The sequence below is a fragment of the Chloroflexus islandicus genome (assembly GCF_001650695.1).
In the GTDB taxonomy this organism is placed as follows: domain Bacteria; phylum Chloroflexota; class Chloroflexia; order Chloroflexales; family Chloroflexaceae; genus Chloroflexus; species Chloroflexus islandicus.
In genome coordinates this window covers 24,554-51,071 of the sequence record NZ_LWQS01000044.1, presented here as the reverse complement: position 1 = coordinate 51,071, position 26,518 = coordinate 24,554, and the positions used below count along the sequence as shown (strand labels likewise).

The following is a 26,518-nucleotide window of genomic DNA, read 5'->3' as shown; positions in this document are numbered from 1 at the left end:
CTGTCGACTCCGCCACATACACTGCAACGCCTTTGCGTTGCCTTACGCCCGGCGCATGATCTCTTTGCCCCACGCGCCAGCCTTCCACTCCGTCCACACCCGATCGTACACCGCTTTGACCTCGCCGGCAATCCGGTTCCACGTGTAATATGCGCGGGCCAGCGCCGCCCCCCGCGCAGCGCGCAGGCGCGACTCGGCGGGGGCATGCAAGCTGGCTAACAGCGCATTAGCAAGCGCCACCGCATCGCCAGCCGGCACCACCAACCCATTCAGCTCGTGTTGCACCACCTCGGCCAAGCCGCCGGCATCTGAAACGATCACCGGGCAGCCGGCGGCGAACGCCTCGAGCGCCACAATCCCAAACGGCTCGTAGAGCGAGGGAAAGACGGCGACATCACCGACGGCGTACAAACGATTGCGATCTTCATCGCTAATAAAGCCGAGAAACTCGACCGAGACCCCCAATTCGGCGGCGCGCAGCCTAAGGTCATCGGAGGCACTGCCAGCGCCGGCGATCACCAGCCGGGCCGGCAGTTCCGCTACCACCCGCGGCCACGCTTCGAGCAGAATATGGACGCCCTTTTCATACACTAACCGCCCGACAAAGATCACCAGCGCCTCATTGTCGGCGGCAAAGCGACGCCGAAACGCCACCCAGTCAGCCGGCGTGGCGAAGGGTTGCGGCGGAATGTGGACGCCATTCGAGATAACATCGATCTTATCAGGCGGGGTGGCAAAGTACTCACGGATTTGGCGGGCCATAAAGTGCGAACAGACAATCACCCGCCACGCTTCATAGGTGAGCCGCCACTCGAGATCGTTAATCTGCTGTGATTGATGGCCGTTGAGATCACCGCGGCCCCGCCCCCGCTCGGTTGCGTGAATAGTCGCAATTAACGGCACCCGCCAATGGTGTTTGAGCGCAATCCCTACTTCAGCCGTTAACCAATCGTGGACGTGAATGAGATCGGGTCTACCGCCGGGAAAGAGTGCATGCGCGGCGTGTTCAAGGTGACGGCCGGCGTGACGGACAAAGCTAGGGAAATCATCGGTATCGAACGGCGGGATCGCAACCCGGCAGATCGTGAGGTTGTGCTGGCGCTCGAACGTCTCACCGCCACGTAATTGCGGGGTCATGACGGTGACGGTTACTTCGTGGTCGATGAGCGCCGGCGCAAGATCGGCAACATGCCGGCCCAAACCGCCCACAATATGAGGAGGGTATTCCCACGAAATCTGAAGTATGTGCATGGTCGAAATTATAGCATAGCCGAGGCGTAACCGGCAGCGCCTTACACCAACGCCTGTACGCGCGCAACAATGAATTTCAAATAGCGCCCTTCGGGAAAACCAGCCGGCACCGGATGATCCAACGGCTGGCCGGCCTCGTGAATCATTTGCAGGCGGCGGTGCGCTTGCGCTGCCGCGTCGCCGAGCAAGGCGCGAAACTGTTCGGGGCCGATCTGGGCCGTGCAACTAGCGCTCACTAGCAAGCCGCCGGGGGTGACGCAGCGCATACCGAGCGCATTGAGGCGCACGTAGGCCCGCAACGCCGCGTGCTGGCTCGTCCGCGCGCGGGCAAAACTCGGCGGATCGAGAATCACCACGTCGAAGGTGCGCCCGTCTTTAGCGTACCGATCGAGCAACGCAAAACAATCTTCCGTCTCGAATCGGTGGCGTTCCGCCGGCAGCCGGTTGAGCGCGATATTGGCAGTGGTCGCTTCGGCTAACCCACGTCCCACATCGCAACTCACCACCTCAGCCGCATCGCCTCGCAGTGCATAGAGTGAAAATCCGCCAGTGTAGGCAAAACAGTTGAGCACGCTCGCGCCGGCCACCAACCCCTCGACGGTGCGCCGGTTCTCGCGTTGATCGAGAAAGAGGCCGGTCTTTTGGCCATAGAGCATATCAACCTGAAAGAAGAGACCATGCTCTTGCACCACCAAATCGCGCGGCGGCGCTTCGCCCCACAACAACACCGGCTGCGCTTCGCTCTCATTGTCGTCGTGAAGGCGGGGACGCTGCACCACGCCGCGCAGGTCGGGATCGACAGCGCGCAGGGCCGCAGCAATGGCTGGCGCCAAGGTCTGCACACTTTCGGCGTAGGTCTGGATAACGGCGTAATCGCCGTAGCGATCAACCACGATCCCGGGCAGGCCATCGCCCTCGCCGTAGATCCAACGGTAAGCGGTCGTCTGCCCGCTATCGCGGAGCGGCGCGCGCAACTCCCATGCCTCCCAAACCCGTTCGCGGAACCACGCCTGATCGGGTGGGCCATTCCGGCTAAAGATCCGCAACCCGATCGGGCTTTGTTCGTCGTACAGACCATAGACGGTCAACCCGCCGCAGCGGGCGCGCACCCACTGCCCGGAACGCAACCGTTCCGCTCCGATCAGATGGTTGCGGTAGACCCACGGATGGCCTTGTTGCAGCCGGGTGCGAATAGCGGGATCAATCGTGATGTCGGCAAGTGATGGCATAAAGAACCAGTGTAAAGATACCAAGTCACTTTTATACAAGGTGGGAAGGGCGACGTTCGGTTCATTCCCCTTCTATCATTGCGAGCGAAGCGAAGCAATCTCCCCCTCACCGCTTGTCATTGCGAGCCGCTCGGGGCAGCGCGATGCGCTGACCCGAGCGGCGAAGCAATCTCCCTCGACAGCGGGAGCGACCCCCTCAGCCATGCTTCCCGCTCAAGCGGGAGATTGCTTCGGGCGCTCCGCGCCCTCGCAATGACAGTGGCTCCCCGCTTGTCATTGCGAGCGAAGCGAAGCAATCTCCCTCGACAGCGGGAGCGCCCCGCTCAGCCATGCTTCCCGCTCAAGCGGGGGATTGCTTCGGGCGCTCCGCGCCCTCGCAATGACAGGGGTTCTCCGGTTGTCATTGCGAGCGCAGCGAAGCAATCTCCCCCGAGCACGGGAGCGCCCCGCTGTGCGTTCGCTCTCGCTAAAGCGGGGGATTGCTTCGGGGGCTACGCCCCCTCGCAATGACAATACGCCGCTTTTTCAGAGCTAAATCGTCGCCCCGCTCGGCACGCAGCCATCGGCAGGGAAGGCAGCCGGCTGCGTGCGTGGCCGGATCGCCACATTCCGCCCAATCCGCACACCGGCAGGAATATGCGCTTTCAGGCCAACAATCGTCAGCCCGGTATTGAGCCGCTCTGGAGCTTCGGCGTTGGGCGTATTATCATCACCATCGCCAACCCGCGCCCCCGCGTCGATCCGCACCCCTTCATCGACGATACAACGGTCGAGGACAGCACCCGCCTCGATCACCGCATCGCCGAGCACCACCGAATCGCGCACCACGGCCCCCGGCGCCACCACCACCCCCGGCGACAACACCGACCCGATCACGGTGCCATATACCCGGCAGCCATCGCTCAGCAAGCTATTCTCAACCCGCGCCTGTTCGCCAATCTCAGCTCCCGGCCGGTCAGAACTGACGGTATGGATAACCCACTCCGGATCGTACAGATCGAGCGCCGGCGTTTCGGCCAACAGGGCCAGATTGGCCTCGTAATAGGCCTGCACCGTGCCGACATCGGCCCAGTAGCCTTGGAAATTGTAGGCAAAGGCGCGAGCACTCGTGACGATCTTGGGCAGCAGATGGCGGCCAAAATCGACCGCATCGGTCGAGCGAAGCAAGTCGATCAAATATTGCTTGCGAAAGACGTAAATCCCCATCGAGGCCAGATTCGAGTCGGCCCGGCGCGGCTTTTCGACAAACCGATCAACCCGGCCATCGCTGCCGACCGAGACGATCCCATAGCGATGAGCGTCGTGCGGGCTCACGCTGCGCACCGCCATGGTCAGATCGGCCGCGCGTTCTTCATGCCATTCGAGCAGCGGGCGATAATCCATTTTATAAATGTGATCGCCGGCCAACAACAGCACGGCATCAACCGGCTGATCCTCAACCACATCGAGATTGTAGCGCACCGCATCAGCCGTGCCGCGCTGCCAGCCACCCCCGTCGGGCGTTGGCGAGGGATGGAGCAGGCGCAAGCCACCCTGCGCGCGGTCGAGATCCCACGGACGGCCAACGCCGAGGTGCGCGTGCAGCGAGCGTGGGCGATACTGGGTGAGCACCGCCACATTGTACAATCCCGAATTGACACAATTCGAGAGCGCGAAATCGATAATCCGGTACTTCCCGCCAAACGGCACCGCCGCCTCAGTGCGTTCCGCGGTCAGCACACTCAACGCCGGTGAGTCACCGCCAGCCAATATCATCACCAACGTACGCAACATACCAACTCCCCTGTATGGGCATAGCGTGCGCTGCCCGCACATCAAATCGTCTCGCCGGAAGGCACATCACCGGCCGGAAAATCCTCGGCGTCACGGTCAGCATTGATCACCACATTGCGCCCGATCGTAATGCCGGCCGGAATGTGGGCCGCTTTGCCGACCACCGTAATCCCCGTGTTAATCTTATCGGGCTGCTTGCGGTTCGGCACGGTCAGATCATCGCCAAAACCGAGGCGGGCGCCGGCGCCGACCACCACCTTCTTATCAACGATCACCCGATCAAGCACCGCGCCGGGGCCGATCCACGTATCGTTCATCACCACGCTATCGCGCACAATCGCCCCCGGCGAGACATACACTCCCGGCGACAGCACCGAATGCACCACCGTACCGCGAATGGTGCAGCCGTTGCAGATGATCGACTGCGTCACCCGCGCCTGCGGCCCAATCTTGGCCGGCGGGCGCTCTTCGCTGCGCGTGCGGATAAGCCAATTCGGGTCGAACAGATCGAATTCGAGCGAGGGGTCGAGCAGTTGCATGCTCGTTTCCCAATACGATTGGATGGTGCCGACATCAACCCAATAGCCCGTGAACCGGTGGGCAAAGACGCGATCCTCGGCAACCATCGCCGGAATAACATCTTTGCCGAAATCGATCCGCGGCTTCTCCGGGCCGCCTTCCGACAGCCGCCGGATCAAGATATCGGCATTGAAGACGTAGATCCCCATCGAAGCCAGATTGCCCTTATCGCGCGCCTTCGGCTTCTCGGTGAACTCGATCACCCGATCGTGTTCATCGGTCGTCATAATCCCGAACCGATCGGTTTCTTCGATCGGCACCTCCATCACCGCCACCGTCAAATCAGCGCGCTTGCGCAGATGGGTGTCGATGATGTCGTTGTAGTTCATCTTGTAGATATGATCACCGGAAAGGATCAGCACCAGATCGGCGCGGCGTTCTTGGATGTAATTCAGATTTTGGTAGATCGCATCAGCCGTGCCCCGATACCACGACTCATCGCGCCGGCCTTGGTAGGGTTGCAGCAACCGTACGCCGCCCCGCGCCCGGTCAAGATCCCACGGCTTGCCAATCCCGATATGTTCATTGAGCGAATGGGGCCGGTATTGCGTCAATACTGCAACATCAAAAATGCCGGAATTGACGCAATTCGAGAGGGTAAAATCGATAATGCGAAACTTACCGGCGAAGGGCACTGATGGTTTCGCGCGCTTTTCTGAGAGCACACTGAGGCGCGTGCCTTCGCCGCCTGCCATAATCATCGCTACAATGCGCATACGCCTCCCGTAACATTGCTAAGATCCGGCTGCGCTATCGATTGTAAACCCAAGCGGGCAATCGCGCAACGCGCACTGATTGCCGATGATAGGTTGTGAATTGCCGCCTAACAATTCGTGAACATGCTCTAGACGGCTGCCAGCGGTTTGCTATCATACAATTAACGATCGCGTGGATGCAGGAGTCTGGCATGACGGTCTATCCCTCCCCCACCCAACCGCAATCGACCGGATGGAAACGTTGGGTATTGATCGGCGTGGCGATCATCGTGCTCACCATCACGCTCTGTTGCGGCCTGTTTGTCTTCGGCGGCTGGCGCCTCTTCACTGGGGTGATGGGAGAAACGCAGGCGATCGAGCAGGTGATCACGCAGTTTATGGAGACCGGCAGGCGCAACGATACCGATGCGGCGCTCGCCCTCTTCGCCGACTCCGCGCAGAGCGTCGTTTCACGTAACGATTTGGAACGGTTGTTTGGCAACCGCCAACTCTTCCGCGAAGTCAGCAGCGTTTCACTCAGAAGTTTCAATATCAAGAGCGATGTCGAAGGCACAACCGCTGAGATTGCCGGCCAGTTGAACTACGCTGATGGTTCGACCCAAGCGTTTTCGGCCCGATTGCAAAAAGAGAACGACCAATGGCGATTGATCCGGATCGATTTTCGCTAAGATTACCGGCATAAGGAGGCGCGCCATGTTTCGTACCATTCTCGTTCCGCTTGACGGCTCGCCGGTTGGCGAGCAGGCCTTGGCCGCCGCTGCCCGGCTGGCGCGCGCGGTGCATGCAACCGTGCATCTGGTGCATGTCCATTACCCCAATTCCCTGACGCCAATCGTGATCGAGACGTTGCCGATCATTGATGCCGAATTGCAATCGCTGGCTACCCAGCACGAGCAGTTTTACCTCGAACAGATTGCCGCCGCGCCGGTGATGCAGGGCATTCATACGGTAACGACCCTGCTCGAAGGCGAGATCGCCGAGACCTTAGCCGCGCACGCCCAAGCGATTCAGGCCAACCTGATCGTGATGACGACCCATGGCTGGAGCGGGTTTGAACACTTTTGGCTCGGCAGCGTGGCCGAATCACTCCTGCGGATGACGCATACGCCGCTCTGGTTGATGCGACCGGGTGAACCGGCCCAACGAGCCGCCCAACCACTGCGCCGCATCCTCGTGCCGCTCGATGGCTCTGCGCTCTCTGAGCAGGTGTTGCCGCATGCCCAAGCGTTAGCATCGCTCGATGGAGCACGGCTCATCCTAGCGCGGGTAATGGCACGTCGCCGGCGCAGTGATGAGCCGAGCGATGCCGAGCAGAAACAGCAGATCGAGGCGTATTTGCAAGAGATCGCCAACCGGCTTGAAGCGCAAGGCGTTCCTGCCGATATTGCGGTTGGCGCTGCCGAACAACCGGCGCGCGCGTTGCTCACCCTCAGCCGTGAGTTGCAGGTCGATGCGATTGCATTGGCGACCCGCGGGCAAGGTGGTTGGCAACGAATCATGGTCGGCAGCACCGCCGACAAGGTCATTCGCGCCAGCCCGATCCCAGTGTTGGCCGTGCGCCCGTAGGCGCCTGCTGCGACGTATCCGCAAGGGCATACGGTAGGGGCATACGCCGTATGCCCCCCGTATCATCTGGCACGCAGGTGGATCACCGGATCACCCACCCGCACCTCGCCTTCGCTGATCACCCGCGCATAGAGCCGGCTCCAGCCGGGGTAGAGACGCTGGCTGATCCGGCTGAACCAGCCGCGTTGAAACGAACCGGCGATCGTGTTGCATGGCGTGGTGTAGTCGGTAATTTCGAGTTCAACCCACGAACCGATCAGCAAGCGGTCACCGATCGCCAGTTGATCCCAATCGAGACCGCTAATGGTCAGATTTTCGCCGGTTGTGCCCGGCGCGATGGGATGGCCTTCGGCTTGCAGCGCCGCAATCCGCTCGGCGGAATAGAGCGAGACGGCGCGCCGCGGGCCGCCATGGTGCTCGCGATCACGCTGGCGATCGCCGCGCACGCCATCGATCGTGATTTCGGCGGCAGGCACCGGATGCTTGGGCACGCCCCCGTTGGGATTGACGTTAATCTGCACGACTCGACCCTGCACGTTGGCTGATGTCATGGCATTCACCTCTTCTCAAACAGATGACTATCGGCTATCATACCAGATTACCAACGCTATTCCACGCCAACCGTTTGCCGGCTAAGGAAACACTTGTATGGAACCTTCGCCACCTCGTAAACCAACTCCGCCAACCGCCACCGCGCTCACCGAGCCAACGGCTGCCAGCCCGCTGGAACTCCGCGAAGCCGATCCGGCCATGGCTCAACCGCGTTGGCGGGCCGTAACCCAACGAGCCGTCTTTGCCCTCATGGGGTTATTGGTCTTTGTACTGGCGCTCGAATTACTCAAGCGCGGCGCTGCCGGCTACGGCAGAACGCTAATCGCATGGCTTGATATCTCTTCAACTGCCAGTGCGCTCGGCTTTGGCTGGTTGCTCGCCTATATCTTTCTCAGCGGTTCGCCGGTGGCCGCGGTCGCGGTCGCGTTTTTTGCTTCAGGCACGATCGACGGGCTGCAAACCTTTACGATGATCACCGGTTCGCGGCTGGGGGCTTCGTTCATTGTCCTCTTCGTCGGCTTTCTGTACCATCTGCGCGGCCACCGGCGCGCCGCCAGCGTCTCGATTGGCGTGCTGGCGCTGCTGACGCCGGCAGCCATCTATCTGCCGGCGCTGGCTTTGGGGTACTGGCTGCTCAGTTCGCAATGGGTGGGAATCATTTCAGCCAGTGCCGAGAGCCCGCTCAGCTCGGTGATCGATCTGGTGGTTGACCCAATCGTGGCGATCTTGGCCAGCATCTTGCCGGAATGGTCGTTGTTGATTGTAGGCGCACTAGCGTTGCTCGGCGCCTTTAGCCTGCTCGACCGCGCGATTCCCAACATACCCGGCGGGCAGACGGTCTTTGGCAAAGCTGGCCAATTGCTCTACCGGCCATGGGCCATGTTTCTGCTCGGCGCTGCCATCACCTCGTTCACCCTCTCGGTATCAGTGTCGCTGTCAATGCTGGTGCCGCTCACGGTGCGCGGCATCATCCGGCGCGAGAATGCGTTGCCCTACATTATGGGAGCAAACATCACCACTTTTATTGATACGCTAGTCGCTGCACTCATCGTTGGCGGCGCCGCCGCATTTACGATTGTGCTGGTTGAAATGCTCTGCGTTGCCTTCTTTTCCCTGCTGGCCTTGCTCTTGTTCTATCGCCCGTTCGCGCGCGCGTTGCTCGGCTTGCAAGAATGGATTGTCAACTCTACGCCGCGCCTGATCGGTTTTTTAGGAGTCATGTTGATCGTACCGCTCTTGCTGTTGTTTGTGAGATAGGGAAGCAGGGAGTCGCCAAGCGCCGCGTTCCCGCCTTCCCACGATAGAGAATGCCTATGCACCTTGCGCTCTACGCCGGAACCAGCTTGCAGCGCGCCGAGCTGCTCAGCTTTGCCGCACCGCTCATCACCGCGTTAGCTGAACGCTTGACCCTCATCGCGCCGGTGAGCGAAGCAACGACGATCGATGACGCTATCGCGCAGATCCAACCCGCACCAGCGATCCAGTTGCGCCGTTGGTGTCAGGGTGACAACTTCGCCGCTGCCATCCTCACTGCGATTGCCAACGAGCGACCTGATCTGCTGCTCGTACCGGCCTTCGCTGCCCACACCACCCCCATGAGCTGGCGCCGGCGGCAACTCGAGTTCAGCCTGCTCGGTTCGCTCCCCATCCCGTTTTTGCGTGTGTATGGCCGGGTCACGCCCATCCGCCGGATCGTGGCCGCCAGCGCCGGCGGCGAGCAGTCGCTACGCTGCGTGCCGCTGGTCAGCCAATTGGCGCGCGCGTGCCAAGCCGAGGTGACGGTACTGCACGTGACGTCGCAGGAAGTGGTCTATTTCGATGGGTTCACCGAAGCGCCGCCCCGCGACGAAACCACAGCAGCCACCTTACAACGCTTGGTGGCCGCCATCAACGACCAAGGGGCGACTGCGCGCTTAGAGGTGGTGTATGGACTGGTTGAAGAGACCATACTGGCCGCATGCCACCAGTACGACCTGCTGGTGATCGGCAGCCATCAGGCCTCCCTCGCGCCAACTACGCCGGCAGGAAGCTGGCTAGGCCTGCTCCAGCGCTTGTCGTTGCAAGACGTGACTCGCGATTTGATCGATCGCTGCCCGATTCCGGTGCTCGTGATCTAACCCATCGCATCAAACTGCCCGGCGCAAGGACGAGAACCTCAGCGGGTAGGGTTGGGAAAAGGGTCATAAAAACAACAACGGTATTTCCTAGACTATTAAGAGGTTGTATCACCCCAACAACCATCGTTGTGGTTTCTCAATGAGCAATTGCACCCAATACGTTTTTGGCGTCACCCGTCTGTGACTCGGCGATGGTATAATAAGGCAACCATTTGTCTCCCTCGCATACGATGCGTACACTCGCAGAGGAGGATCGCTGTGGGCTACGAAGCCGTCTATCGCCGATCGATCGAAGACCCCGAAGGATATTGGGCCGAATTCGCCGCTGAATTGCACTGGTATAAGCCATGGGATAAGGTACTCGACAACAGCAACGCTCCCTTTACGCGCTGGTTTGTCGGCGGCGAGACGAATCTCTGCTACAACGCAGTGGATCGCCACGCCTTCGGCGGCAAGCGCGGGCAGGCCGCCATCATCTGGGAAAGCGCCGAGACCGGACAATCGCGCACCCTCACCTACTTCGAGCTGTACCGCGAAGTCAACCGGCTGGCCGGTCTGTTCCACAACCTTGGCGTGCGTAAAGGCGATCGGGTAATCATTTACATGCCAATGGTACCCGAAGCGATCTTTGCGATGCTCGCCTGCGTGCGCATTGGCGCCATCCACTCGGTGGTCTTCGGCGGCTTCTCGGTCACATCGCTCGCTTCGCGCATCGATGACGCCGAACCGGTGTTGATCGTCACCGCCGATGCCGGGATGCGCAAGGGCCAGCCGGTGCCGCTGAAAGAGGTGGTCGATAAGGCGCTCGACGAAGCGAATGTCGATAGCGTGCGTGATGTGCTCGTGCTCAACCGCGGAATTATCCCGGTCGAGTTGAAGAAGGGACGCGATCTCGATTGGTACGAGCAACTCGCCAAGCGCGGCGAGCGGTACGTTGAGCCGGCCCGCATGGCCAGCACCGATCCTTCGTACATCCTGTACACCTCTGGCACCACTGGCAAGCCCAAGGGTGTGGTGCGCGATACCGGCGGCTATATGGTGGCGCTCTACGCCAGCATGAGCACCATCTACAACTGCGGCGACGGCGATGTCTTCTGGAGCACGAGCGACATCGGTTGGGTGGTCGGCCACTCCTACATCGTCTACGCACCGTTGCTCAAAGGCGTGCCCACCGTGGTCTACGAAGGCCGCCCTGATCACCCCGATCCCGGCATCTGGTGGCGGGTGATCGAGAAGTACGGCGTCACCCACGTCTTCACCGCGCCGACGGCGCTGCGCGCGCTGCGCAAGTTCCCCGAGCAGTGGATGCGCGACGCCGACATTAGCTCGCTCAAGATTCTGTACGCCGCCGGTGAACCGCTCGATGCGCCGACCTACGAGTGGGCAACGCAAGCCCTCGGTGTACCGGTGATCGACCACTACTGGCAGACCGAAAGCGGCTGGCCGATGGTGACCAACCCGGTCGGCGTCGAGCTGCTGCCGATTAAACCCGGTTCGCCGACCAAGCCGGCCTTCGGCCATCGCCTCGAAGTGGTTGACGCGGACGGCAACCGGGTGCCACCCGGCGAGAAGGGGTTCCTCGTCGAACACGGCCCGTTGCCTCCCGGCACCCTGCTCACCTTGTGGAACGACGATGAGCGGTTTGTGAAGGGCTATTGGGGCTATTTCAAAGACAAGCTGCTCTATATGACCGGCGACTACGCCATCGAAGACGAGGACGGCTACCTGTTCATGCTGGGCCGCGCCGATGAGGTGCTCAACGTGAGTGGTCACCGCCTCGGCACCCGCGAGATCGAAGAGGTGGTCTCGGCCCACCCAGCCGTGGCTGAGGCGAGTGTGATCGGCGTGCGCGATGAGCTGAAGGGTGAAGATGTGCTGGTCGTCGCGGTGCTCAAGCAGCACATCACGCCGCAAATGCAAGACGACATCGCCAACGAGATCCGGCAATTGGTGCGCGAGCGGATCGGCCCAATCGCGACGCCGAAAGCCGTCCACTTCGTCAGTATGCTGCCTAAGACGCGGTCGGGCAAGATTATGCGCCGCGTTATCCGGGCCGTGTACCAAGGCGACAATATCGGCGACCTGAGCACAATCGAAGACGACGCCACCGTCGATATGGTGCGCGAGGCGATCGAAATGCTGCGCGGCGATCTCTAGTCGCTCCGGCGCGCCACCCAGCATCGCGTTGCGTGGCGCGCCTGCACGATGGTTGTGCAAAACTTTACCGGATCTTTAATCTCTGCTCACAATTGTTCGCTATCGTGAAAATATCCACATAGCATTGGTTTGACATGCCGGCGCGGCCCCGCCTATAATCGTTGTATCCGCTGTGATAACGCATTGCCGCGCAGACACGCAACAAGGAGGTTCGACTCATGACCGAGACCCGCGATGTGGCGCTGCCCGACACCAGCGAGATGTACTATCCCGATCCGGCGCTGGTTGAGCAATCGAACGTGATGGCCTATGCCCGCAGCAAGGGCTTCAGCTCTTACGACGAGCTGTACCAGTGGACGATCGCGAACCGCGAGGAGTTCTGGGCCGATATGGCCAACCAACTGGAGTGGTTCCAGCCGTGGGAGAAGGTGCTTGACGATAGCAACAAGCCCTTCTACAAGTGGTTTGTTGGCGCCAAGACCAATATTGTTCACAACGCGATCGACCGTCACCTCAAGACATGGCGCAAGAATAAGCTGGCGCTGATTTGGGAAGGCGAAGATGGCAGCCAGCGCACCTATTCCTATTACCAGCTTAACTACGAAGTGTCGCGGATTGCCAACGTGCTGAAGAGCATGGGGGTGAAGAAGGGCGATATTGTCACCATTTATATGCCCCGCATCCCTGAGCTGATGTTCAGCATGCTGGCCTGCGCCAAGATCGGCGCGGCCCACAGCGTGGTTTACGGCGGCTTTTCGGAAGCGGCCCTCGCCGACCGCTTGGCCGACGCCAAGAGCAAGGTGCTGATCACCGCCGACGGCGGCTATATGCGCGGCAAGGTGGTCGAGCTGAAGAAGATCGTCAACGAGGCGCTGTCGCGCACTCCCACCGTGCAGACCTGTCTTGTCTTCCGCCACACCAACCACGGCGCGCCGATGGAACAGGGCCGCGACTTCTGGATGCACGATCTGCTTGGGCTGCCGATCGCCAACGGCTATTGCCCCACCGAACAGATGGATGCCGAGGATATGCTGTTTATCCTCTACACCTCGGGCACGACCGGCAAGCCCAAGGGTGTGGTGCATACCCACGGCGGCTATATGGTCGGCACTTATACAGCACTGAAGTACGTCTTTGATATCAAAGACGAAGATCGCTACTGGTGCGCCGCCGACCCCGGTTGGATCACCGGCCACTCGTTTATCGTCTACGCGCCGCTGATCAATGGCGCTACCTCGTTTATGTACGAGGGCGCTCCCAACTATCCCTACCCCGATCGCTGGTGGAGCATGGTTGCCAAGCACGGCATTACCATCCTCTACACTGCCCCCACCGCAATCCGTGGTCTGATGCGCTTTGGCGACCTCTGGCCCTCGCGCCACGACCTCAGCACACTGCGCTTGCTCGGTTCGGTCGGCGAGCCGATTAACCCCGAAGCGTGGAAGTGGTTCTACGAGAAGATTGGCGGGAGCCGCTGCCCAATTATGGATACGTGGTGGCAGACCGAGACCGGCCACTTTATGATTACGCCGACTCCGGCGGTGCCGCTCAAGCCCGGTTCGGCCACCCGCCCGTTCCTCGGGATTGATGTTGATGTGGTGCATGAAGATGGCACCCCCTGCGCCCCCGATGAGGACGGTCTGTTGGTGATTAAGAATCCGTGGCCGGGCATGATGCGCACGGTGTTGAACGATCCGCAGCGCTATGTGGAGGGTTACTGGCAGAAGGTGCCGCCGTACTACGCCGCTGGCGATAGCGCGCGCAAAGACAAAGATGGCTACATCTGGGTGATTGGCCGCCTCGACGACGTGATCAAGGTGTCGGGCTACCGGCTGGGCACCGCCGAGGTCGAGAGCGCGCTGGTCAGCCACCCGGCCGTGGCCGAGGCGGCGGCGATCGGCTTACCGCACGAGGTGAAGGGCAACGCGATCCACGCCTTCGTGATCCTGCGCGCCGGCCACGAGCCGAGCCACGAGCTGGAAGAGAAGCTGCGCGCGCATGTCGGCCACGAGCTTGGCCCGATTGCCCGCCCCGACTCGATCACCTTCGTGACCTCGCTGCCCAAGACGCGGTCGGGCAAGATTATGCGCCGCGTGCTGAAGGCGCGCGCGTTGGGCCTGCCCGAAGGCGACGTGTCAACCCTCGAGGAATAAACACCGGAAACGTAGCGGGGGCGGCGCATACGCCGCCCCCGCCATCATACGTCACCCCAACCGTTACGGCCCCGGCACCCACACCCGCCCCGTCAACCGCGCCCGGTACGTGACTTGCCCGTTCGCTTCACCCACTTGTAGCGGTTGGCCAACGTAGCTGATCGGTGCGTTTGGATTAATCTGCGCATTCACACCGTACTCGCGTTGCACCTGTTCGCGATACGCTTGCCGGAACGCCTCGCGCACCGCTTGCTCATCACTCCCCGCCGGGACGGTCACTTCAAGATCATATTCAATCGTTTGCAGTTGGCCGGTCAACGGCGCCGGCTGGCTGCCGCCGTCGAGGATCGGCGCAATGAACGGCTCGGCCCAAGCTGGCCGGGTTGCCACCACATACGCGCTCAACAAGGTAAGCGCAATCAACCCCAGCAAGAAGAGCGCCGCGATCATCTGCCCAATCGGGCGGTGAACCGGCTTGGGGGAAGCAACCGGCATTGACGGTATCGCTGGCGGCGGCGTTGCCGGTCGTGTAGGCGGCGGTGCGGGTGGCGTAACCGGTCGCGTCGCTGGCGGTGGCGCTGGCGTTGCCGGTCGTGTCGCTGGCGGTGGCGCCGGCGCGGCTGGTCGCGCCGGCGCAGGCGCTGCCGCTGGCGGGGCCACCCGCACTTGGGCCGGTTGCGGCTGCGCGCGCGGGATCAACGCTGCTCGAAACTCCGCCATTGTGGTGAAGCGATCGTTGGCTACTTTTTGCAACGCCTTTTCCAGCGCGGCGCTGGTGCGCTCAGAGATCCCCGGCACCAGCGCGCGGGCCGGCGGAAACGAAAACGGCATCTCTTTGGTCGGATCGCGCCCGGTCAGCAGGTGGTGCAACGTCGCCGCCAAGGCATAAATGTCCGACTGCGGCGTCGCCAACCCCTGATACTGCTCAGGCGGCGCGTACCCCGGCGTGCCGATCTGCGTGCCGCGTTCGGTGGGCTTAAACACCTTGGCAATCCCGAAGTCGATCAACTTGACATCGCCGCTCGGCTCGATCATCACGTTCGAGGGCTTCATATCGCGGTAGATCAGCCCTTTGCCGTGCAGATAGCCCAACACGTCGCAAATCTCATCGGCCCAGCGCAATACCCGCTGCTCGTCGATGCGACCTTCGCGCTCGATGATCTGTTCAAGATCCTCGCCGCGAATGAAATCCATCGTCAGATAGTGGCGGCCCTCATCGGTGAAGTGGCTGTAGACGCGGGGAATGCGCGGGTGGCGCAACTGCTGCAACAACTCCGCCTCGGCATTAAACCGGGCCACTGCTTCGGCCCGCTCGTTGGGGTCGGCGAAGCGGTCGAGCATCTCTTTGATCGCATAGACGTTGCCGTCTTGATCGATGCCCTCGTAGACTGCCCCCTGCCCGCCGCGCTTGATGATCCGGGTAATCACATAGCGGCGATGATCGGTAGGCTGATCGTTGTTCAGCACCACATCGTGGCCGCAGTGCTGGCAAAACCGGGCCCGCCGCAGGTTGGGCTTATGGCAGATTGGGCAGAGGATTTCAGTCACCTCAGCCATATCACTCCGGGTTGTAGCAGCGGGCGAGCGGCGGGTTGCCATGGGTGCAGTGTGCCTTGCGGTACAATCTTTCGCCAATCTAACCGATCATACGCAATTGCCGGCGGCAAAGTTGCATGGTGTGCTGATCCCGCATCATTGCAGCGTGCGGCGACCAAGTGAGCATCACTACGCGAGGGCGAGATAGCCTCTTTTTTGCAGTGCGGCAGTCAATTGCCGCATGCCATCTCTCATAGGCGCTTGTGGAGTGTGGCAGTCACACTGCCGCCTTTCATCTCCGATAGGCCATTGTGGAGTGCGGCAGTCAAACTGCCACACTCCATATCTCATAGGATTCGCTGCCGCCAACGCACAGCCAATCAGCGCAACGTGTCCAACCGTACTCACGCTTATCGTAGCATACCTTCGCAGGCGATGAGCCAAGCCACACTTGCGTGCGCCGGCAACGAACACTCGTCAAGACACCCACTCTCGGTTGCACCCAACTACAGAAAATTCTTCGCTCGATACCCCAACCATCCTAACGCCGACGGATCATCGCGCCAGTTCGGGCGCACCTTGACCCACAAATCGAGAAAGACGGGCCGGCCCAGCATCCGCTCAATCGAGGAACGGGCAGCGCTGCCAATCTTCTTCAGCATACCACCACCGGCGCCGATCAGGATGCCCTTTTGGCTCTCTTTTTCGACATTAATCGTCATGCGGATATAGGTAGCCGTCTCCTTCTCGATCCACTCCTCGACCTCAATCGCGATCGCGTGCGGCACCTCTTGTTGCAGGTAGAAGAGCGCCTTTTCGCGCACAAACTCGGCGGCCAGTTGCTGCTCGTTTTGGTCGGTGATCTGGTCGAGCGGGTAGAGCGGCGGGCCTGCTGGTAAGCGCGCGCTAATCTCGCTCAGCAACGCAGCCAACCCCAGCCGGCGGTAAGCCGAGATCGCAATCTCCATGTCCCACTCACCCAGTTCGCGGTAAGCAGGCAAATAATCAGCGCCGGGTTGGCGCGGCTTCTGGTCGACTTTGTTGAGCACCAGCAGCTTATGCCCGCGCGCGCGCTGCACCTGCTGCGCAATCATACGGTCGAGCTTGCTCGGCGGCTGGCTGATGTCAACCATAAAGCAGATCACATCGGCATTGGGCAAGGTGCGCTCGGCCAATTCGACCATCAGCTTGCCCAGCCGGTGATCCGGCTCGTGAATGCCGGGCGTGTCGATGAAGATAATCTGCTCACCCGGCCGGGTGAGGATGCCGCGCACCGGCACTCGCGTCGTTTGCGGACGGGGTGAGACTATCGCGACTTTTTCCCCCAGCAACGCATTGAGCAGGGTGCTCTTACCGACATTCGGCTTACCGACTAGCGCAACGAAGCCGGAACGCCACTGCTCAGGCGGGATGGCAGCCAGCTCCGGCGGGACGGCTTCCTCGGCTGCAGCCTCATCCACTATCGCCGGCGGCCCAAACACCACCGGCCCTTCGCCAGCCACCGGCTCATCGTCGAACGGCACCAACAGCGGGGCCAGCCGGGCCAAGCGTTCCGGCGTGCGCCATTCCTCAGGCAACATCAGCTCGACGCCGACCACCAGATCACCGGCGTCGAGATCGAGCACCGCCGTTTCGTCCAGATCTACCACCTCAGCCGGCTCTTCATCGGCCATGCGGATATAGAGGTGGCCGTATTGGCCATCGAGCCAATTGTACGGCCCGTCCAGCGCCAGCTCAAGCTGGCTGAGAATAACCTCATCGTCAAGATCGATCCGGCAGCCGAAGATTGCCCCCTGCGCATCGAGCAGCAGGTGAGCGGGGTATTCCATCATCCCCGCCACCTGTCCCGCTTCCAGATCGAGAAAGTAGAAGTAGAGCGTGCCGGCGTCGTTATCAAGCGAACAATACTTCATCGCGTCATCCTTGTGAACCGAGCGCCACTTCGCCGGTCGCCGGTTCGGGTTGGGCCGTTACCAGCGGATGATCGGCGTCACATGGCGGTTCGGGCTGATCGGTCAACTTCCGGTAGATATAACTGAGCAAAATCCGGATCACAGCCGCAATCGGGATCGAGATAAACAGACCAAACGCACCGGCCAGCGCGCCGCCAGCCAAAATGGCAAAAATCACCACTCCCGGATGCAGGCGCACCAGCGGCCCCATGACATTGGGAATGATGAAATGGTCTTCGATCTGGCGCAAGACGAAATAGATGATACCAAGCAACACCGCCAGCGCCACATTCGAGAGGCCAAACGGCGTCACCGGCTGGAAGAGCGCCACCGTCATGGCAATCCCAGCCGCCGACCACGGCCCGATAATCGGCAAAATTTCGAGCACACCCGAAGCGACCGCAATCACCAGCGCATACGGCACCTGCAAAATCGAGAGCGGGATGTAGAGCAGCACCGACATAATCACGATCAAAATCAATTGGCCGCGAATATAGGCGCTGAACACCCGATCGATCTGATAGCCGAGGTGGCCAATCTCGCGCCGGTACGGCGCCGGAATCAAATTGCGCGCCCATGCTTTCAATTGCGGCGCTTGCAACAACAAATAAAACGTAATAATCAAATACACCAACAGATAAATCACACTTTCGAGGGCCGAAAAGACAATCTTGGGCACATTGCCGCTCAACCAACCGGCCACATCGCGCACTAAACTAATCACTTGCGCCTCAAGCGGAGCGAGGCTAATCACAAAATCACCAACGTTCACCGACTGATTCTGCTCAAAGAAAATCGTCAACTCACGAACAATCGCCGGCGCATTCGCGGCCAAATCGCGGCTCTGCTGCACAATGCGCGGCCACAGCGCGGTAAACAGGCTGTAGAGCGCAAACCCGGCCACAATATACAGCACAACAATCCAGATTGCGCGCCCAATCCGGGTGCGGCGATGCAACCAGCCAATCAGCGGATTAAACAAATACGCGGTAATAATCGCGCCGATAAACGGCGGCAAAATATGGGTTACTCCCATCAACAACAACATTGCCAGCGCCACCACGATGGCGCTGCTGATCCATTTCGCTTGGTACGAAAACCGGATTGGGCGAGATTCGGCATCCATGGCGATTTCCTAGACGATGCAACACTGCACGGATATAGCAGCACCCGCCTACGACATGAAACGGGCGAACGAATCACAGATGCTGTGATTCGTCGCCCTTCATTATAACGGTAACAGCGAACGACGCCTAGCGGTTTGGATGGCTATCGGGCGCGCGGCGGAGCGGCACATCGGCCTTGAGCAGATCGTGAGCTTCGCCCCGGCTGAGCGTCACCTCGATCTGTTCGGCATCGATCGCCGGCAAATAGCGCTTCAACACTTCCGCCAGATCGGCTTTCATCTGCGCCATCATTTCAGGCGTTAATTTATAGCGGTCGTCGATCAGCACCGTCAACAGCCGTTGCTTGGCCAGTTCGGCGCTCGAGTCGCGTTTTCGACCGAAAAGGCCGTTCAGAAACGACACAGGCTCTCCTTTCCGCTATGTCCGCCGCCGCCCGAACAAGCCGAGCAGCCGTTCAAGCATCCCCTGCTGATCAGGGATCGCCATCACCGGCACATCTTCGCCGGCTAAGCGTTGGGCGATATTGATATAGGCACGCCCAGCGAGCGAATTGGTATCGTAGACCGCCGCCTCGCCGCGGTTGGTCGCAATCACAATCGTCTCGTCTTCAGGAACGATGCCGAGCAGCGAGATGGCCAACAATTCCAGCACATCTTCCACCGACAACATCTCGCCCCGGCTGACGAGGCGCGGCTTGATCCGGTTAATCACCAATGAAGGCGGGCCTTTCTCAGCCGCTTCCACCAGCCCGACAATCCGGTCGGCATCGCGCACCGCCGACACTTCAGGCGTGGTGACGATAATCACCTCATCGGCGCCGGCGATCGCATTGCGAAAACCGGACTCGATCCCCGCCGGGCTATCGATCAGTACAAAATCAAAATCATGGCGCAGTTGGTTGGTCAGATCGATCATCTGCTGCGCGTTCACCGCGTCTTTATCCCGCGTCTGCGCGGCGGGCAACAGGCACAACTCAGGCAACCGCTTATCTTTAATCAACGCCTGCCGCAACCGTGCCCGGCCCTCGACCACATCCACCAGATCGTAGACGATGCGGTTTTCGAGCCCCATCACTACGTCAAGGTTTCGCAGGCCAATATCGGCATCTACCACCGCGACGCGCGCCCCGCGCATCGCCAGCGCCGTGCCTAGATTTGCAGTGGTCGTCGTCTTGCCAACGCCCCCTTTGCCCGAAGTGACGGTAATGACTCGCCCCATAGCACCCCGCTAACGCTTGAACGATTCCCATCCATCAACCACGATCTCGCCGGCCACCACCCGCGCAAACTCTGGACGGCTCACCTTATCGCGATCAGGCGCGCGCGCAATCAGATCGGCAATCCGTAACTGGGTCGGCGTCAATTCGAGCGCGCAGATAATGGCGCTCTGATCACCGAGCGCGCCGGCATGCACCAAGCCGCGCAACCGGCCCCAAACGACCACGCTCCCGCCGGCAATCACTTCGGCCCCCGGATTGACATCGCCAATCAAGGTAATATGGCCGGTATGGCGCAGCACCTGCCCCGAACGCAACGTGCGCATGACCATCAGCGCTTCGGCCTCAACCGTTGGCATCGGTTCGGGGTAGCGCGGCAACGGGCGCGCCGCCAACCCCACCGCTCGCGCCGCCGCCCGCGTAGCCCGCTCTGACGAATCGATCGCGGTGGCCTGCACCCCATGCTGGCGAATGAGCGCTAACATCTCATCGAGCTGCGCCGGCGACACCTCACGCTCACCCAGATCGATCACCAAGCTGGCGCCGTGAAAAAAGCCGCGCCGTTCGCCTAGATGATGATCCAGCCGGCTGAGCAATTCCGGCCATGCAGCGTTGGCGTCTAAACGAAGCCGTAGCCCGTCGCGGCTGCCTTTTATCGTGATCAAGTCGCTCATGGCCATACTACCAATATAGAACGTATGATTGTGAGAAATTATAGCATAGCTAGCGCGTGTTGTCGCGCTCTTTGGCGGGGATTTTGCTTACAGAGCGCAGAGAGGAAAGGAGTGGTCATGGATAATGCTACTATAAGCGGACAATCTTCCATAACAGGCAATGATGATGCTGAACCAGATAACGTTTCCCCAAACCGAACTCGCTGCTTTCTGTCGCCGCAATCAGGTACGCTGGCTGTCGCTCTTTGGCTCGGCGCTCCGCGCAGATTTCTGGCCAGATAGCGATATCGATCTGCTGGTCGAATTCGAGCCGGATGCAGCGGTAGGCTTCCTTACCCTCAGCCAGATGGCACGCGAATTGGCAGGCCTGATCGGCAGACCTGTTGATCTCGTGCCGCGCAGTGGTGTGAAGTCGTTGCTGCGTGAGACGATCCTGCGCGAAGAGCAGGTTATCTATGCAGGGTAAGCAGTCATTGCGAGCCAATATCGGCGGCGAAGCAATCTCCCATACCTTAAACTGCATACTTCCCCCTGCACGCAGCAGATCGCAGCGGGTGTGCTTGGGTGTAAGCACATTGTACTGAGGCAAAAACTGCACCGTTGGATCAATAGCGCCACCTTCCCCTCGCACTACCCGGCAGGGTTCCTTTTTCGCTTCGCATCGAGTATAATATCAATGGCGATTGATATAAATCAGGAGGGTGCTATGGCGGTGCGGGTTGGGATCAACGGGTTTGGCCGGATCGGGCGGTTGGCATTGCGGGCGGCGTGGGGGTGGCCGGAATTGGAGTTTGCCCATATCAATGAGATCGGCGGTGATGCGGCGGTAGCGGCGCATTTGCTCACCTTTGACTCGGTGCATGGGCGTTGGCCGCACGAGGCGCATGGTGAGGGCGCGCAGTTGGTGATTGACGGCAAACCGGTCGGCTATAGCCAGATCAAAGACCCCGGCGCAGTGCCGTGGGCCGCCGCCGGGGTCGAGATTGTGCTCGAAGCGACGGGGAAGTTTCGCACCCCTGAGCAGTTGGCGGCCTATTTCGCCGCTGGCGTCAAGAAGGTGATTGTGGCAGCGCCGGTGAAGGGTGAGGCGCTGAATATTGTGATGGGCGTGAACGATCATTGGTACGATCCGGCCCGCCACCATCTGTTGACGGCGGCTTCGTGTACAACCAATTGTTTGGCGCCAATCGTGAAGGTGATCCACGAGGGGATCGGCATCCGCCACGGTATGATCACCACGATCCATAGCTCGACCAATACCCAGAGCGTGCATGACCAGCCGCACAAAGATTTACGGCGGGCGCGGGCATCGAGCTTATCGCTGGTACCGACGACGACCGGTTCGGCTACGGCGATTGGGCTGATTTTCCCTGAATTGCAGGGCAAGCTTGATGGGCAGGCCGTGCGCGTGCCGTTGCTCAACGCTTCACTGACCGATTGTGTGTTTGAGATGGCGCGGCCTACCACTGTCGCCGAAGTGAATGGCTTGCTGCGCGCCGCCGCCGAAGGCCCGCTGAAGGGCATTTTGGCCTACGAGACGCGCCCGCTGGTGTCGATCGATTTTGTCACCGATCCCCATTCGGCGATTGTCGATTCGCTGTGTACGATGGTGACTGATGGCACGCAGGTGAAGATTTATGCGTGGTACGACAATGAGTGGGGCTACGCGAACCGGTATGTGGAACTAGCGCGAAAGGTGGCAATGGCGCTATGAAACCAGTCCAATCTGCGAGCGTGGCCGTCACCGCCGAACAGCGGCGCGCTGACCGGCGCAATTATCTGTTGGTGACAGCGGCCTACTGGGCCGATACCCTCACCGACGGCGCGATCCGGATGCTGGTGCTGTTCTATTTTGCCCAGCTTGGCTATTCGCCGTTTGCGGTCGCATCGCTCTTTCTGTTCTACGAAATCTTTGGCGTGATCACCAATCTGTTTGGCGGCTACCTCGGCGCGCGCTTCGGCCTGAAGACGACGCTCTTTCTCGGTTTGGCCACCCAGTTGGTCGCGCTAAGCATGCTGGCCTTCGCGCCGCCGTCGTTGCTGGTCGTGCCTTACGTGATGGCGGCGCAAGCGTTGTCGGGCATCGCCAAGGACCTGACCAAGATGTCGTCGAAGAGCGCGGTGAAACTGGTGGCGGGCGAGGGCGAAGGCCAGCTCTACCGTTGGGTGAGTGTGCTGACCGGATCGAAGAACGCGATGAAGGGGTTGGGCTTCTTTGTGGGTGCGCTGCTGCTCAGCCTGCTCGGCTTTCAGACGGCGCTGCTGATTCTGGCGGCGCTGGTGCTGGCGGCGCTGATCGGTGCGGTCAGCGCGATCAGCGGTGATCTGGGAACTGCCGATAAGAAGGCGAAGTTTAAGCAGATGTTTTCACCCAACCGGGCGGTGAACCTGCTGGCCGCGGCGCGCATCTTCCTCTTTGGTGCGCGTGATGTCTGGTTTGTGGTTGGCTTGCCGGTCTTTTTCATCACCGTGCTCGGCTGGGATTTCTGGCTGGCCGGCGGCTTTATGGCCGCGTGGACGATCGGCTATGGTTTTGTGCAAGCCGCCACTCCGGCGCTCATCCGGCGGCGAGTGGCGGGGGCGCGCGCGCCTGACGGACGCACCGCGATGTGGCTGGCCTTTGCGCTGGCTGCCTTTCCGGCAGGCATCGCGCTGGCGCTGAGCGCCGGACTTGCCCCCACGCTCGCGGTGGCCGGCGGCCTGCTCGCCTTTGGCGTTGTGTTTGCGCTCAACTCGGCGGTGCATAGCTACCTCATTCTCGCCTACGCTGATGACGCCAAAGTCGCGATGAACGTTGGCTTTTACTACATGGCTAATGCGCTGGGCCGGCTCGCCGGCACCGTCTTATCAGGCGCGCTCTACCAATGGGGGATGCAGCTTGGCCGCTACGACGGCCTGATCGCCTGCCTTTGGGCATCGGCGGTGTTCGTCGTGCTGGCCGGGTTGCTCTCGATCCGGCTGCCGGCGCCGGCGCGGGTCGTGACTGGCGCGTGGAAAGTCGCGGGAGAGTAGCCTGCTGACCGCAGAGGTTTGTTTACCGCAGAAGACGAAGGTTTTTTACCGCAGAGAGCGCGGAGGGCGCTGTAGAGCCGCACGGCCGTGCGGCTCCCCGCCAAGAGGACGCAGAGGTTTGTTACCGCGGAGGGCGCCGAGGGTTTTACCTGCCTGTGCGTCCTCCGCGTGTTCGACAGTGCGAATGGGCTGATCTCCAAGAACGCAGAGGTTTTTTACCGCAGAGGGTGCGGAGAGCGAAGTTGAGGGACGGACAAAACATTTGACCGAGTGCAACCGTTGATCGCTGTACGATGCCTCAAAGCCCGGCGCTGCGCTCCCCTCTCCCGCGCCAGTGTTGAGGGACGGACAGAATATGTGACCGAGCACAACCGTTGATCGCTGTGCGATGCCTCAAAGTCCGGCTCTATACTCCCCTCTCCCGCGCTAGTGGGAGAGGGGCTGGGGGTGAGGGCGAAACAGAGCATCTCAAAGCTATCAACCACATCTGCGCTCATGCGTGCTGTCCGCCCCTCAAGAGGGCGCAGAGAGGTTATCCCACCCTTGCCCCCTTGCGACACCTCGTCGCTGCCAAGGGCGGAGTGTCATTCCAACACGGTAGCATCTCTCGTGCTACAATGAAAGTCATCACGGCAAGGTCTCACAACGGAAGTATACCGATGCTTACACGCCTTAAAGTATCGGGGTTCAAAAATCTCGTCGATGTTGATGTGTCGTTTGGCCCCTTTACCTGTATCGCTGGGGCTAACGGTGCCGGCAAGTCGAACCTGTTTGACGCGATCCAGTTTCTGAGCAAACTGGCTGACCACACGTTGCTTGATGCCGCAATGGCTGTGCGTGCAGAAGGCGGTCGAGCCACCGATGTACGCCACCTTTTTCACCGCGCTGGCAACCGTTTCGCCGAGCAGATGACCTTTGAGGCGGAAATGATCATCCCGCCTGAAGGCACTGACGACCTCGGCCAACCGGCAAGAGCATCGATCACCTTTCTACGTTACCGATTAGTCCTTGGCTACCGGCGATCGGAGAGCCGTACTGCCATCGAAGGGCTCGAAATTCTAGCCGAGGAATTATCCCACATTAACATTGGTGATGCAGCCAAACATCTGCATTTCCCCCACTCACCGGCATGGCGACGTTCGGTTGTTAAAGGCCGGCGCACAGGGCAGTTTATTTCAACGCAGGAAAAAGATGGTAAACGGCTGATCAAATTGCATCAGGAAGGCGCTGCCGGAAGACCACGCGAATATCTGGCGGAAACCCTGCCCCGCACGGTTCTTTCATCGGCGAATGCAACCGAAAGCCCAACGACGCTGCTCGCCCGCCGCGAAATGCAGTCATGGCGCCTCCTCCAACTCGAACCATCTGCATTACGCCGGCCTGACGAAATCACCGCTCCAGCGCGGCTCAGCATGAACGGTGCGCATATTCCGGCTACGCTGAACTACTTGGCATATGCCCCACCTCCGAGCACTCATTCCGGTGAAGCAATCCTTGATGAGCTAGCCAACCGATTGTCTGAATTGGTTGAGCACGTGCGATCGATCCGGATCGATCGCGACGAGCAGCGCCAATTGTTGACCTTAGAAGTGACCGATCACAGCGGTACAACCCTGCCAGCACGCGCCCTTTCCGATGGCACGCTGCGCTTTTTGGCGCTTGCCGTCCTCGCGCTCGATCCGCGCGAAACCGGCCTAATTTGCCTCGAAGAGCCGGAAAACGGCATTCATCCTGCGCGCATCCCGGCGATGTTGCGGTTGCTGCGCGATATAGCCGTTGATCCTCATTACGAAGCGGGCATCGACAATCCGCTCCGCCAAGTAATCATCAACACCCATTCGCCGGTTGTTGTTAGCCAGATGTACGATGATGAGCTGCTGGTCGCTGCGCTGTACAATCGATCGCACAATGGCGTAGTGACTCGCATTGCCCAATTTCGCGGACTGCCAGATACATGGCGCAACGAGGCCAATCCAACAATAGAACCAGTAGTGCGTGGCGACTTGCTCGCCTATCTCAACCCGATCAGCGTAACGCCCGCTAGCGATGCGAGCCATCCCACGGTGCGCCGTGTACGCATAACCGAGCGTTCGGATTTGCAACCTTACCTGCCACTATTTGAAGCAACATGATCAGAGTTACGCTCGTCAGCGATGGCAGTTCAGATGCCGCGTTGATTCCGATTCTTACATGGCTTCTCGGCAACCATGGCGTTACCGAAGTGCAACCGCAATGGGCCGATCTCAGCCGGGTGAGACTGCCACGCCACCCCTCGCTGGCCGATCGGTTGCAGAAGGCGCTAGCGCTTTATCCTTGCGACATACTCTTCATTCACCGTGATGCCGAACGCGAACCACGCCAACGACGCATCGACGAGATCCAGCGCGCACTAGCGCGTATACCTCCAGATCTACGAACGCCAAAAGAAATTTGTGTGGTACCGGTACGAATGACCGAGGCGTGGCTGCTATTCGATGAAGCCGCCATTAAGCAGGCAGCCGGCAATCGGCAATCACGCGCACGGCTGCAGCTACCGCAACTGTCTACGCTTGAAGACATACCCGACCCAAAACAGATCTTGCACGATTGTCTTAAACAAGCCAGCGGATTACATGGCCGCCGTCTCGCCCAGTTCCCAGTACACGAGCGCGTACAGCGCGTAGCTGAATTGATCGATGACTTCTCGCCATTACGCAGATTGCCGGCCTTTCAAGCGCTCGAGCGAGATGTTCAGCAAGCGGTGACAGCAGCGGGGTGGGGAAAAGCAGCACAAGGTTAGAAAGCCATTCTGATGACTGACCTACCCCTGCGTCCTCTGCGGTAAGAAATTCCCCCTGCGCCCTCTGCGTCCTTGGCGGTAAGAACTCCCCCCTGCGTCCTCGGCGTCCTCGGCGGCAGTCCGCATGGT

22 protein-coding genes are annotated in these 26,518 nt (G+C 60.4%); 11 read left to right on the top strand and 11 right to left on the bottom strand.

Annotated elements, in window-relative coordinates; all coding sequences use genetic code 11:
- Positions 1-42: 42 nt before the first annotated feature.
- From A6A03_RS07525 to A6A03_RS07510, 4 genes are all read right to left on the bottom strand, one after another.
- Positions 43-1,251, bottom strand: a complete 1,209-nt coding sequence (locus A6A03_RS07525) for a glycosyltransferase family 4 protein (RefSeq protein WP_066785787.1) — start codon at positions 1,249-1,251, stop codon at positions 43-45.
- Between the two features lie 41 nt (positions 1,252-1,292).
- Positions 1,293-2,480 (bottom strand): class I SAM-dependent rRNA methyltransferase, encoded by a 1,188-nt coding sequence (locus tag A6A03_RS07520; protein ID WP_066785784.1) that lies wholly within the window; start codon positions 2,478-2,480, stop codon positions 1,293-1,295.
- A gap of 531 nt (positions 2,481-3,011) precedes the next feature.
- Positions 3,012-4,253, bottom strand: a complete 1,242-nt coding sequence (locus A6A03_RS07515) for a glucose-1-phosphate adenylyltransferase family protein (protein ID WP_066785781.1) — start codon at positions 4,251-4,253, stop codon at positions 3,012-3,014.
- Between the two features lie 41 nt (positions 4,254-4,294).
- The gene (locus A6A03_RS07510; RefSeq protein WP_066785778.1) at positions 4,295-5,548 is read right to left on the bottom strand and encodes a glucose-1-phosphate adenylyltransferase; all 1,254 of its coding nucleotides are present in this window, start codon (positions 5,546-5,548) and stop codon (positions 4,295-4,297) included.
- Positions 5,549-5,739: 191 nt separating this feature from the next.
- Here A6A03_RS07510 and A6A03_RS07505 point away from each other — a divergent pair, with 191 nt between their 5' ends.
- Together A6A03_RS07505 and A6A03_RS07500 are read left to right on the top strand one after the other, a co-directional pair.
- Positions 5,740-6,216: a Cif family virulence factor gene (locus A6A03_RS07505; protein ID WP_066785774.1), complete on the top strand. Its 477-nt coding sequence runs from the start codon at positions 5,740-5,742 to the stop codon at positions 6,214-6,216.
- Positions 6,217-6,241: 25 nt separating this feature from the next.
- On the top strand, positions 6,242-7,114 hold the full coding sequence (locus A6A03_RS07500) for a universal stress protein (RefSeq protein WP_066785768.1): 873 nt from the start codon (positions 6,242-6,244) through the stop codon (positions 7,112-7,114).
- A gap of 62 nt (positions 7,115-7,176) precedes the next feature.
- Here A6A03_RS07500 and A6A03_RS07495 read toward each other — a convergent pair whose 3' ends face one another.
- Complete coding sequence (locus A6A03_RS07495) at positions 7,177-7,665, bottom strand: MOSC domain-containing protein (RefSeq protein WP_066785764.1); 489 nt, start codon at positions 7,663-7,665, stop codon at positions 7,177-7,179.
- A gap of 97 nt (positions 7,666-7,762) precedes the next feature.
- On the opposite strand from A6A03_RS07495, the gene A6A03_RS07490 reads away from it, so the two are divergent.
- The 4 genes from A6A03_RS07490 (at position 7,763) to acs (ending at position 14,093) form a co-directional block, all read left to right on the top strand.
- Entirely contained in the window at positions 7,763-8,923 is a 1,161-nt protein-coding gene (locus A6A03_RS07490; RefSeq protein ID WP_172812289.1) for a hypothetical protein, read from the top strand.
- Between the two features lie 56 nt (positions 8,924-8,979).
- Complete coding sequence (locus A6A03_RS07485; protein WP_066785762.1) at positions 8,980-9,783, top strand: universal stress protein; 804 nt, start codon at positions 8,980-8,982, stop codon at positions 9,781-9,783.
- A 258-nt stretch (positions 9,784-10,041) separates the two neighbouring features.
- The gene (gene prpE, locus A6A03_RS07480; protein WP_066785758.1) at positions 10,042-11,940 is read left to right on the top strand and encodes a propionate--CoA ligase; all 1,899 of its coding nucleotides are present in this window, start codon (positions 10,042-10,044) and stop codon (positions 11,938-11,940) included.
- A gap of 218 nt (positions 11,941-12,158) precedes the next feature.
- On the top strand, positions 12,159-14,093 hold the full coding sequence (gene acs / locus A6A03_RS07475; protein WP_066785755.1) for an acetate--CoA ligase: 1,935 nt from the start codon (positions 12,159-12,161) through the stop codon (positions 14,091-14,093).
- Between the two features lie 63 nt (positions 14,094-14,156).
- Here acs and A6A03_RS07470 read toward each other — a convergent pair whose 3' ends face one another.
- The 6 genes from A6A03_RS07470 to minC form a co-directional block, all read right to left on the bottom strand.
- Complete coding sequence (locus tag A6A03_RS07470) at positions 14,157-15,650, bottom strand: serine/threonine-protein kinase (RefSeq protein ID WP_066785829.1); 1,494 nt, start codon at positions 15,648-15,650, stop codon at positions 14,157-14,159.
- A 485-nt stretch (positions 15,651-16,135) separates the two neighbouring features.
- Positions 16,136-17,542 carry a GTPase Era gene (era, locus tag A6A03_RS07465; RefSeq protein WP_066785750.1) on the bottom strand — a complete coding sequence of 469 codons (1,407 nt, stop codon included), beginning with the start codon at positions 17,540-17,542 and terminating at the stop codon, positions 16,136-16,138.
- A 4-nt stretch (positions 17,543-17,546) separates the two neighbouring features.
- Positions 17,547-18,707, bottom strand: coding sequence for an AI-2E family transporter (locus tag A6A03_RS07460; RefSeq protein WP_066785747.1), 1,161 nt, complete (start codon positions 18,705-18,707; stop codon positions 17,547-17,549).
- Between the two features lie 127 nt (positions 18,708-18,834).
- A complete protein-coding gene (gene minE, locus A6A03_RS07455) occupies positions 18,835-19,110 on the bottom strand; it encodes a cell division topological specificity factor MinE (protein WP_066785746.1) in 276 nt (91 codons plus the stop codon).
- 15 nt (positions 19,111-19,125) lie between these two features.
- On the bottom strand, positions 19,126-19,926 hold the full coding sequence (gene minD / locus A6A03_RS07450; protein WP_066785744.1) for a septum site-determining protein MinD: 801 nt from the start codon (positions 19,924-19,926) through the stop codon (positions 19,126-19,128).
- Between the two features lie 9 nt (positions 19,927-19,935).
- The gene (gene minC, locus A6A03_RS07445; RefSeq protein ID WP_245668885.1) at positions 19,936-20,598 is read right to left on the bottom strand and encodes a septum site-determining protein MinC; all 663 of its coding nucleotides are present in this window, start codon (positions 20,596-20,598) and stop codon (positions 19,936-19,938) included.
- A 166-nt stretch (positions 20,599-20,764) separates the two neighbouring features.
- On the opposite strand from minC, the gene A6A03_RS07440 reads away from it, so the two are divergent.
- From A6A03_RS07440 to A6A03_RS07420, 5 genes are all read left to right on the top strand, one after another.
- Positions 20,765-21,064 carry a nucleotidyltransferase family protein gene (locus A6A03_RS07440; RefSeq protein WP_066785738.1) on the top strand — a complete coding sequence of 100 codons (300 nt, stop codon included), beginning with the start codon at positions 20,765-20,767 and terminating at the stop codon, positions 21,062-21,064.
- Positions 21,065-21,304: 240 nt separating this feature from the next.
- Positions 21,305-22,312: an ArsJ-associated glyceraldehyde-3-phosphate dehydrogenase gene (locus tag A6A03_RS07435; protein ID WP_066785735.1), complete on the top strand. Its 1,008-nt coding sequence runs from the start codon at positions 21,305-21,307 to the stop codon at positions 22,310-22,312.
- On the top strand, positions 22,309-23,610 hold the full coding sequence (gene arsJ, locus A6A03_RS07430) for an organoarsenical effux MFS transporter ArsJ (RefSeq protein ID WP_066785733.1): 1,302 nt from the start codon (positions 22,309-22,311) through the stop codon (positions 23,608-23,610). Before A6A03_RS07435 ends, arsJ begins: the two co-directional genes overlap by 4 nt.
- Before the next feature lie 659 nt (positions 23,611-24,269).
- Entirely contained in the window at positions 24,270-25,742 is a 1,473-nt protein-coding gene (locus tag A6A03_RS07425; protein ID WP_066785727.1) for an AAA family ATPase, read from the top strand.
- On the top strand, positions 25,739-26,389 hold the full coding sequence (locus tag A6A03_RS07420) for a DUF4276 family protein (protein WP_066785725.1): 651 nt from the start codon (positions 25,739-25,741) through the stop codon (positions 26,387-26,389). Before A6A03_RS07425 ends, A6A03_RS07420 begins: the two co-directional genes overlap by 4 nt.
- Positions 26,390-26,518 lie beyond the last annotated feature (129 nt).

Coding starts and splice junctions, on each gene's coding strand:
- A6A03_RS07425 (WP_066785727.1), top strand. CDS start 24,270: ATGCTTACACGCCTTAAAGTATCGGGGTTCAAAAATCTCGTCGATGTT.
- minC (WP_245668885.1), bottom strand. CDS start 20,598: ATGAGCGACTTGATCACGATAAAAGGCAGCCGCGACGGGCTACGGCTT.
- acs (WP_066785755.1), top strand. CDS start 12,159: ATGACCGAGACCCGCGATGTGGCGCTGCCCGACACCAGCGAGATGTAC.
- A6A03_RS07435 (WP_066785735.1), top strand. CDS start 21,305: ATGGCGGTGCGGGTTGGGATCAACGGGTTTGGCCGGATCGGGCGGTTG.
- A6A03_RS07505 (WP_066785774.1), top strand. CDS start 5,740: ATGACGGTCTATCCCTCCCCCACCCAACCGCAATCGACCGGATGGAAA.
- A6A03_RS07485 (WP_066785762.1), top strand. CDS start 8,980: ATGCACCTTGCGCTCTACGCCGGAACCAGCTTGCAGCGCGCCGAGCTG.
- A6A03_RS07510 (WP_066785778.1), bottom strand. CDS start 5,548: ATGCGCATTGTAGCGATGATTATGGCAGGCGGCGAAGGCACGCGCCTC.
- A6A03_RS07520 (WP_066785784.1), bottom strand. CDS start 2,480: ATGCCATCACTTGCCGACATCACGATTGATCCCGCTATTCGCACCCGG.
- A6A03_RS07525 (WP_066785787.1), bottom strand. CDS start 1,251: ATGCACATACTTCAGATTTCGTGGGAATACCCTCCTCATATTGTGGGC.
- A6A03_RS07420 (WP_066785725.1), top strand. CDS start 25,739: ATGATCAGAGTTACGCTCGTCAGCGATGGCAGTTCAGATGCCGCGTTG.
- A6A03_RS07440 (WP_066785738.1), top strand. CDS start 20,765: ATGCTGAACCAGATAACGTTTCCCCAAACCGAACTCGCTGCTTTCTGT.
- A6A03_RS07515 (WP_066785781.1), bottom strand. CDS start 4,253: ATGTTGCGTACGTTGGTGATGATATTGGCTGGCGGTGACTCACCGGCG.
- A6A03_RS07495 (WP_066785764.1), bottom strand. CDS start 7,665: ATGACATCAGCCAACGTGCAGGGTCGAGTCGTGCAGATTAACGTCAAT.
- arsJ (WP_066785733.1), top strand. CDS start 22,309: ATGAAACCAGTCCAATCTGCGAGCGTGGCCGTCACCGCCGAACAGCGG.
- minD (WP_066785744.1), bottom strand. CDS start 19,926: ATGGGGCGAGTCATTACCGTCACTTCGGGCAAAGGGGGCGTTGGCAAG.
- era (WP_066785750.1), bottom strand. CDS start 17,542: ATGAAGTATTGTTCGCTTGATAACGACGCCGGCACGCTCTACTTCTAC.
- A6A03_RS07490 (WP_172812289.1), top strand. CDS start 7,763: ATGGAACCTTCGCCACCTCGTAAACCAACTCCGCCAACCGCCACCGCG.
- A6A03_RS07460 (WP_066785747.1), bottom strand. CDS start 18,707: ATGGATGCCGAATCTCGCCCAATCCGGTTTTCGTACCAAGCGAAATGG.
- A6A03_RS07470 (WP_066785829.1), bottom strand. CDS start 15,650: ATGGCTGAGGTGACTGAAATCCTCTGCCCAATCTGCCATAAGCCCAAC.
- A6A03_RS07500 (WP_066785768.1), top strand. CDS start 6,242: ATGTTTCGTACCATTCTCGTTCCGCTTGACGGCTCGCCGGTTGGCGAG.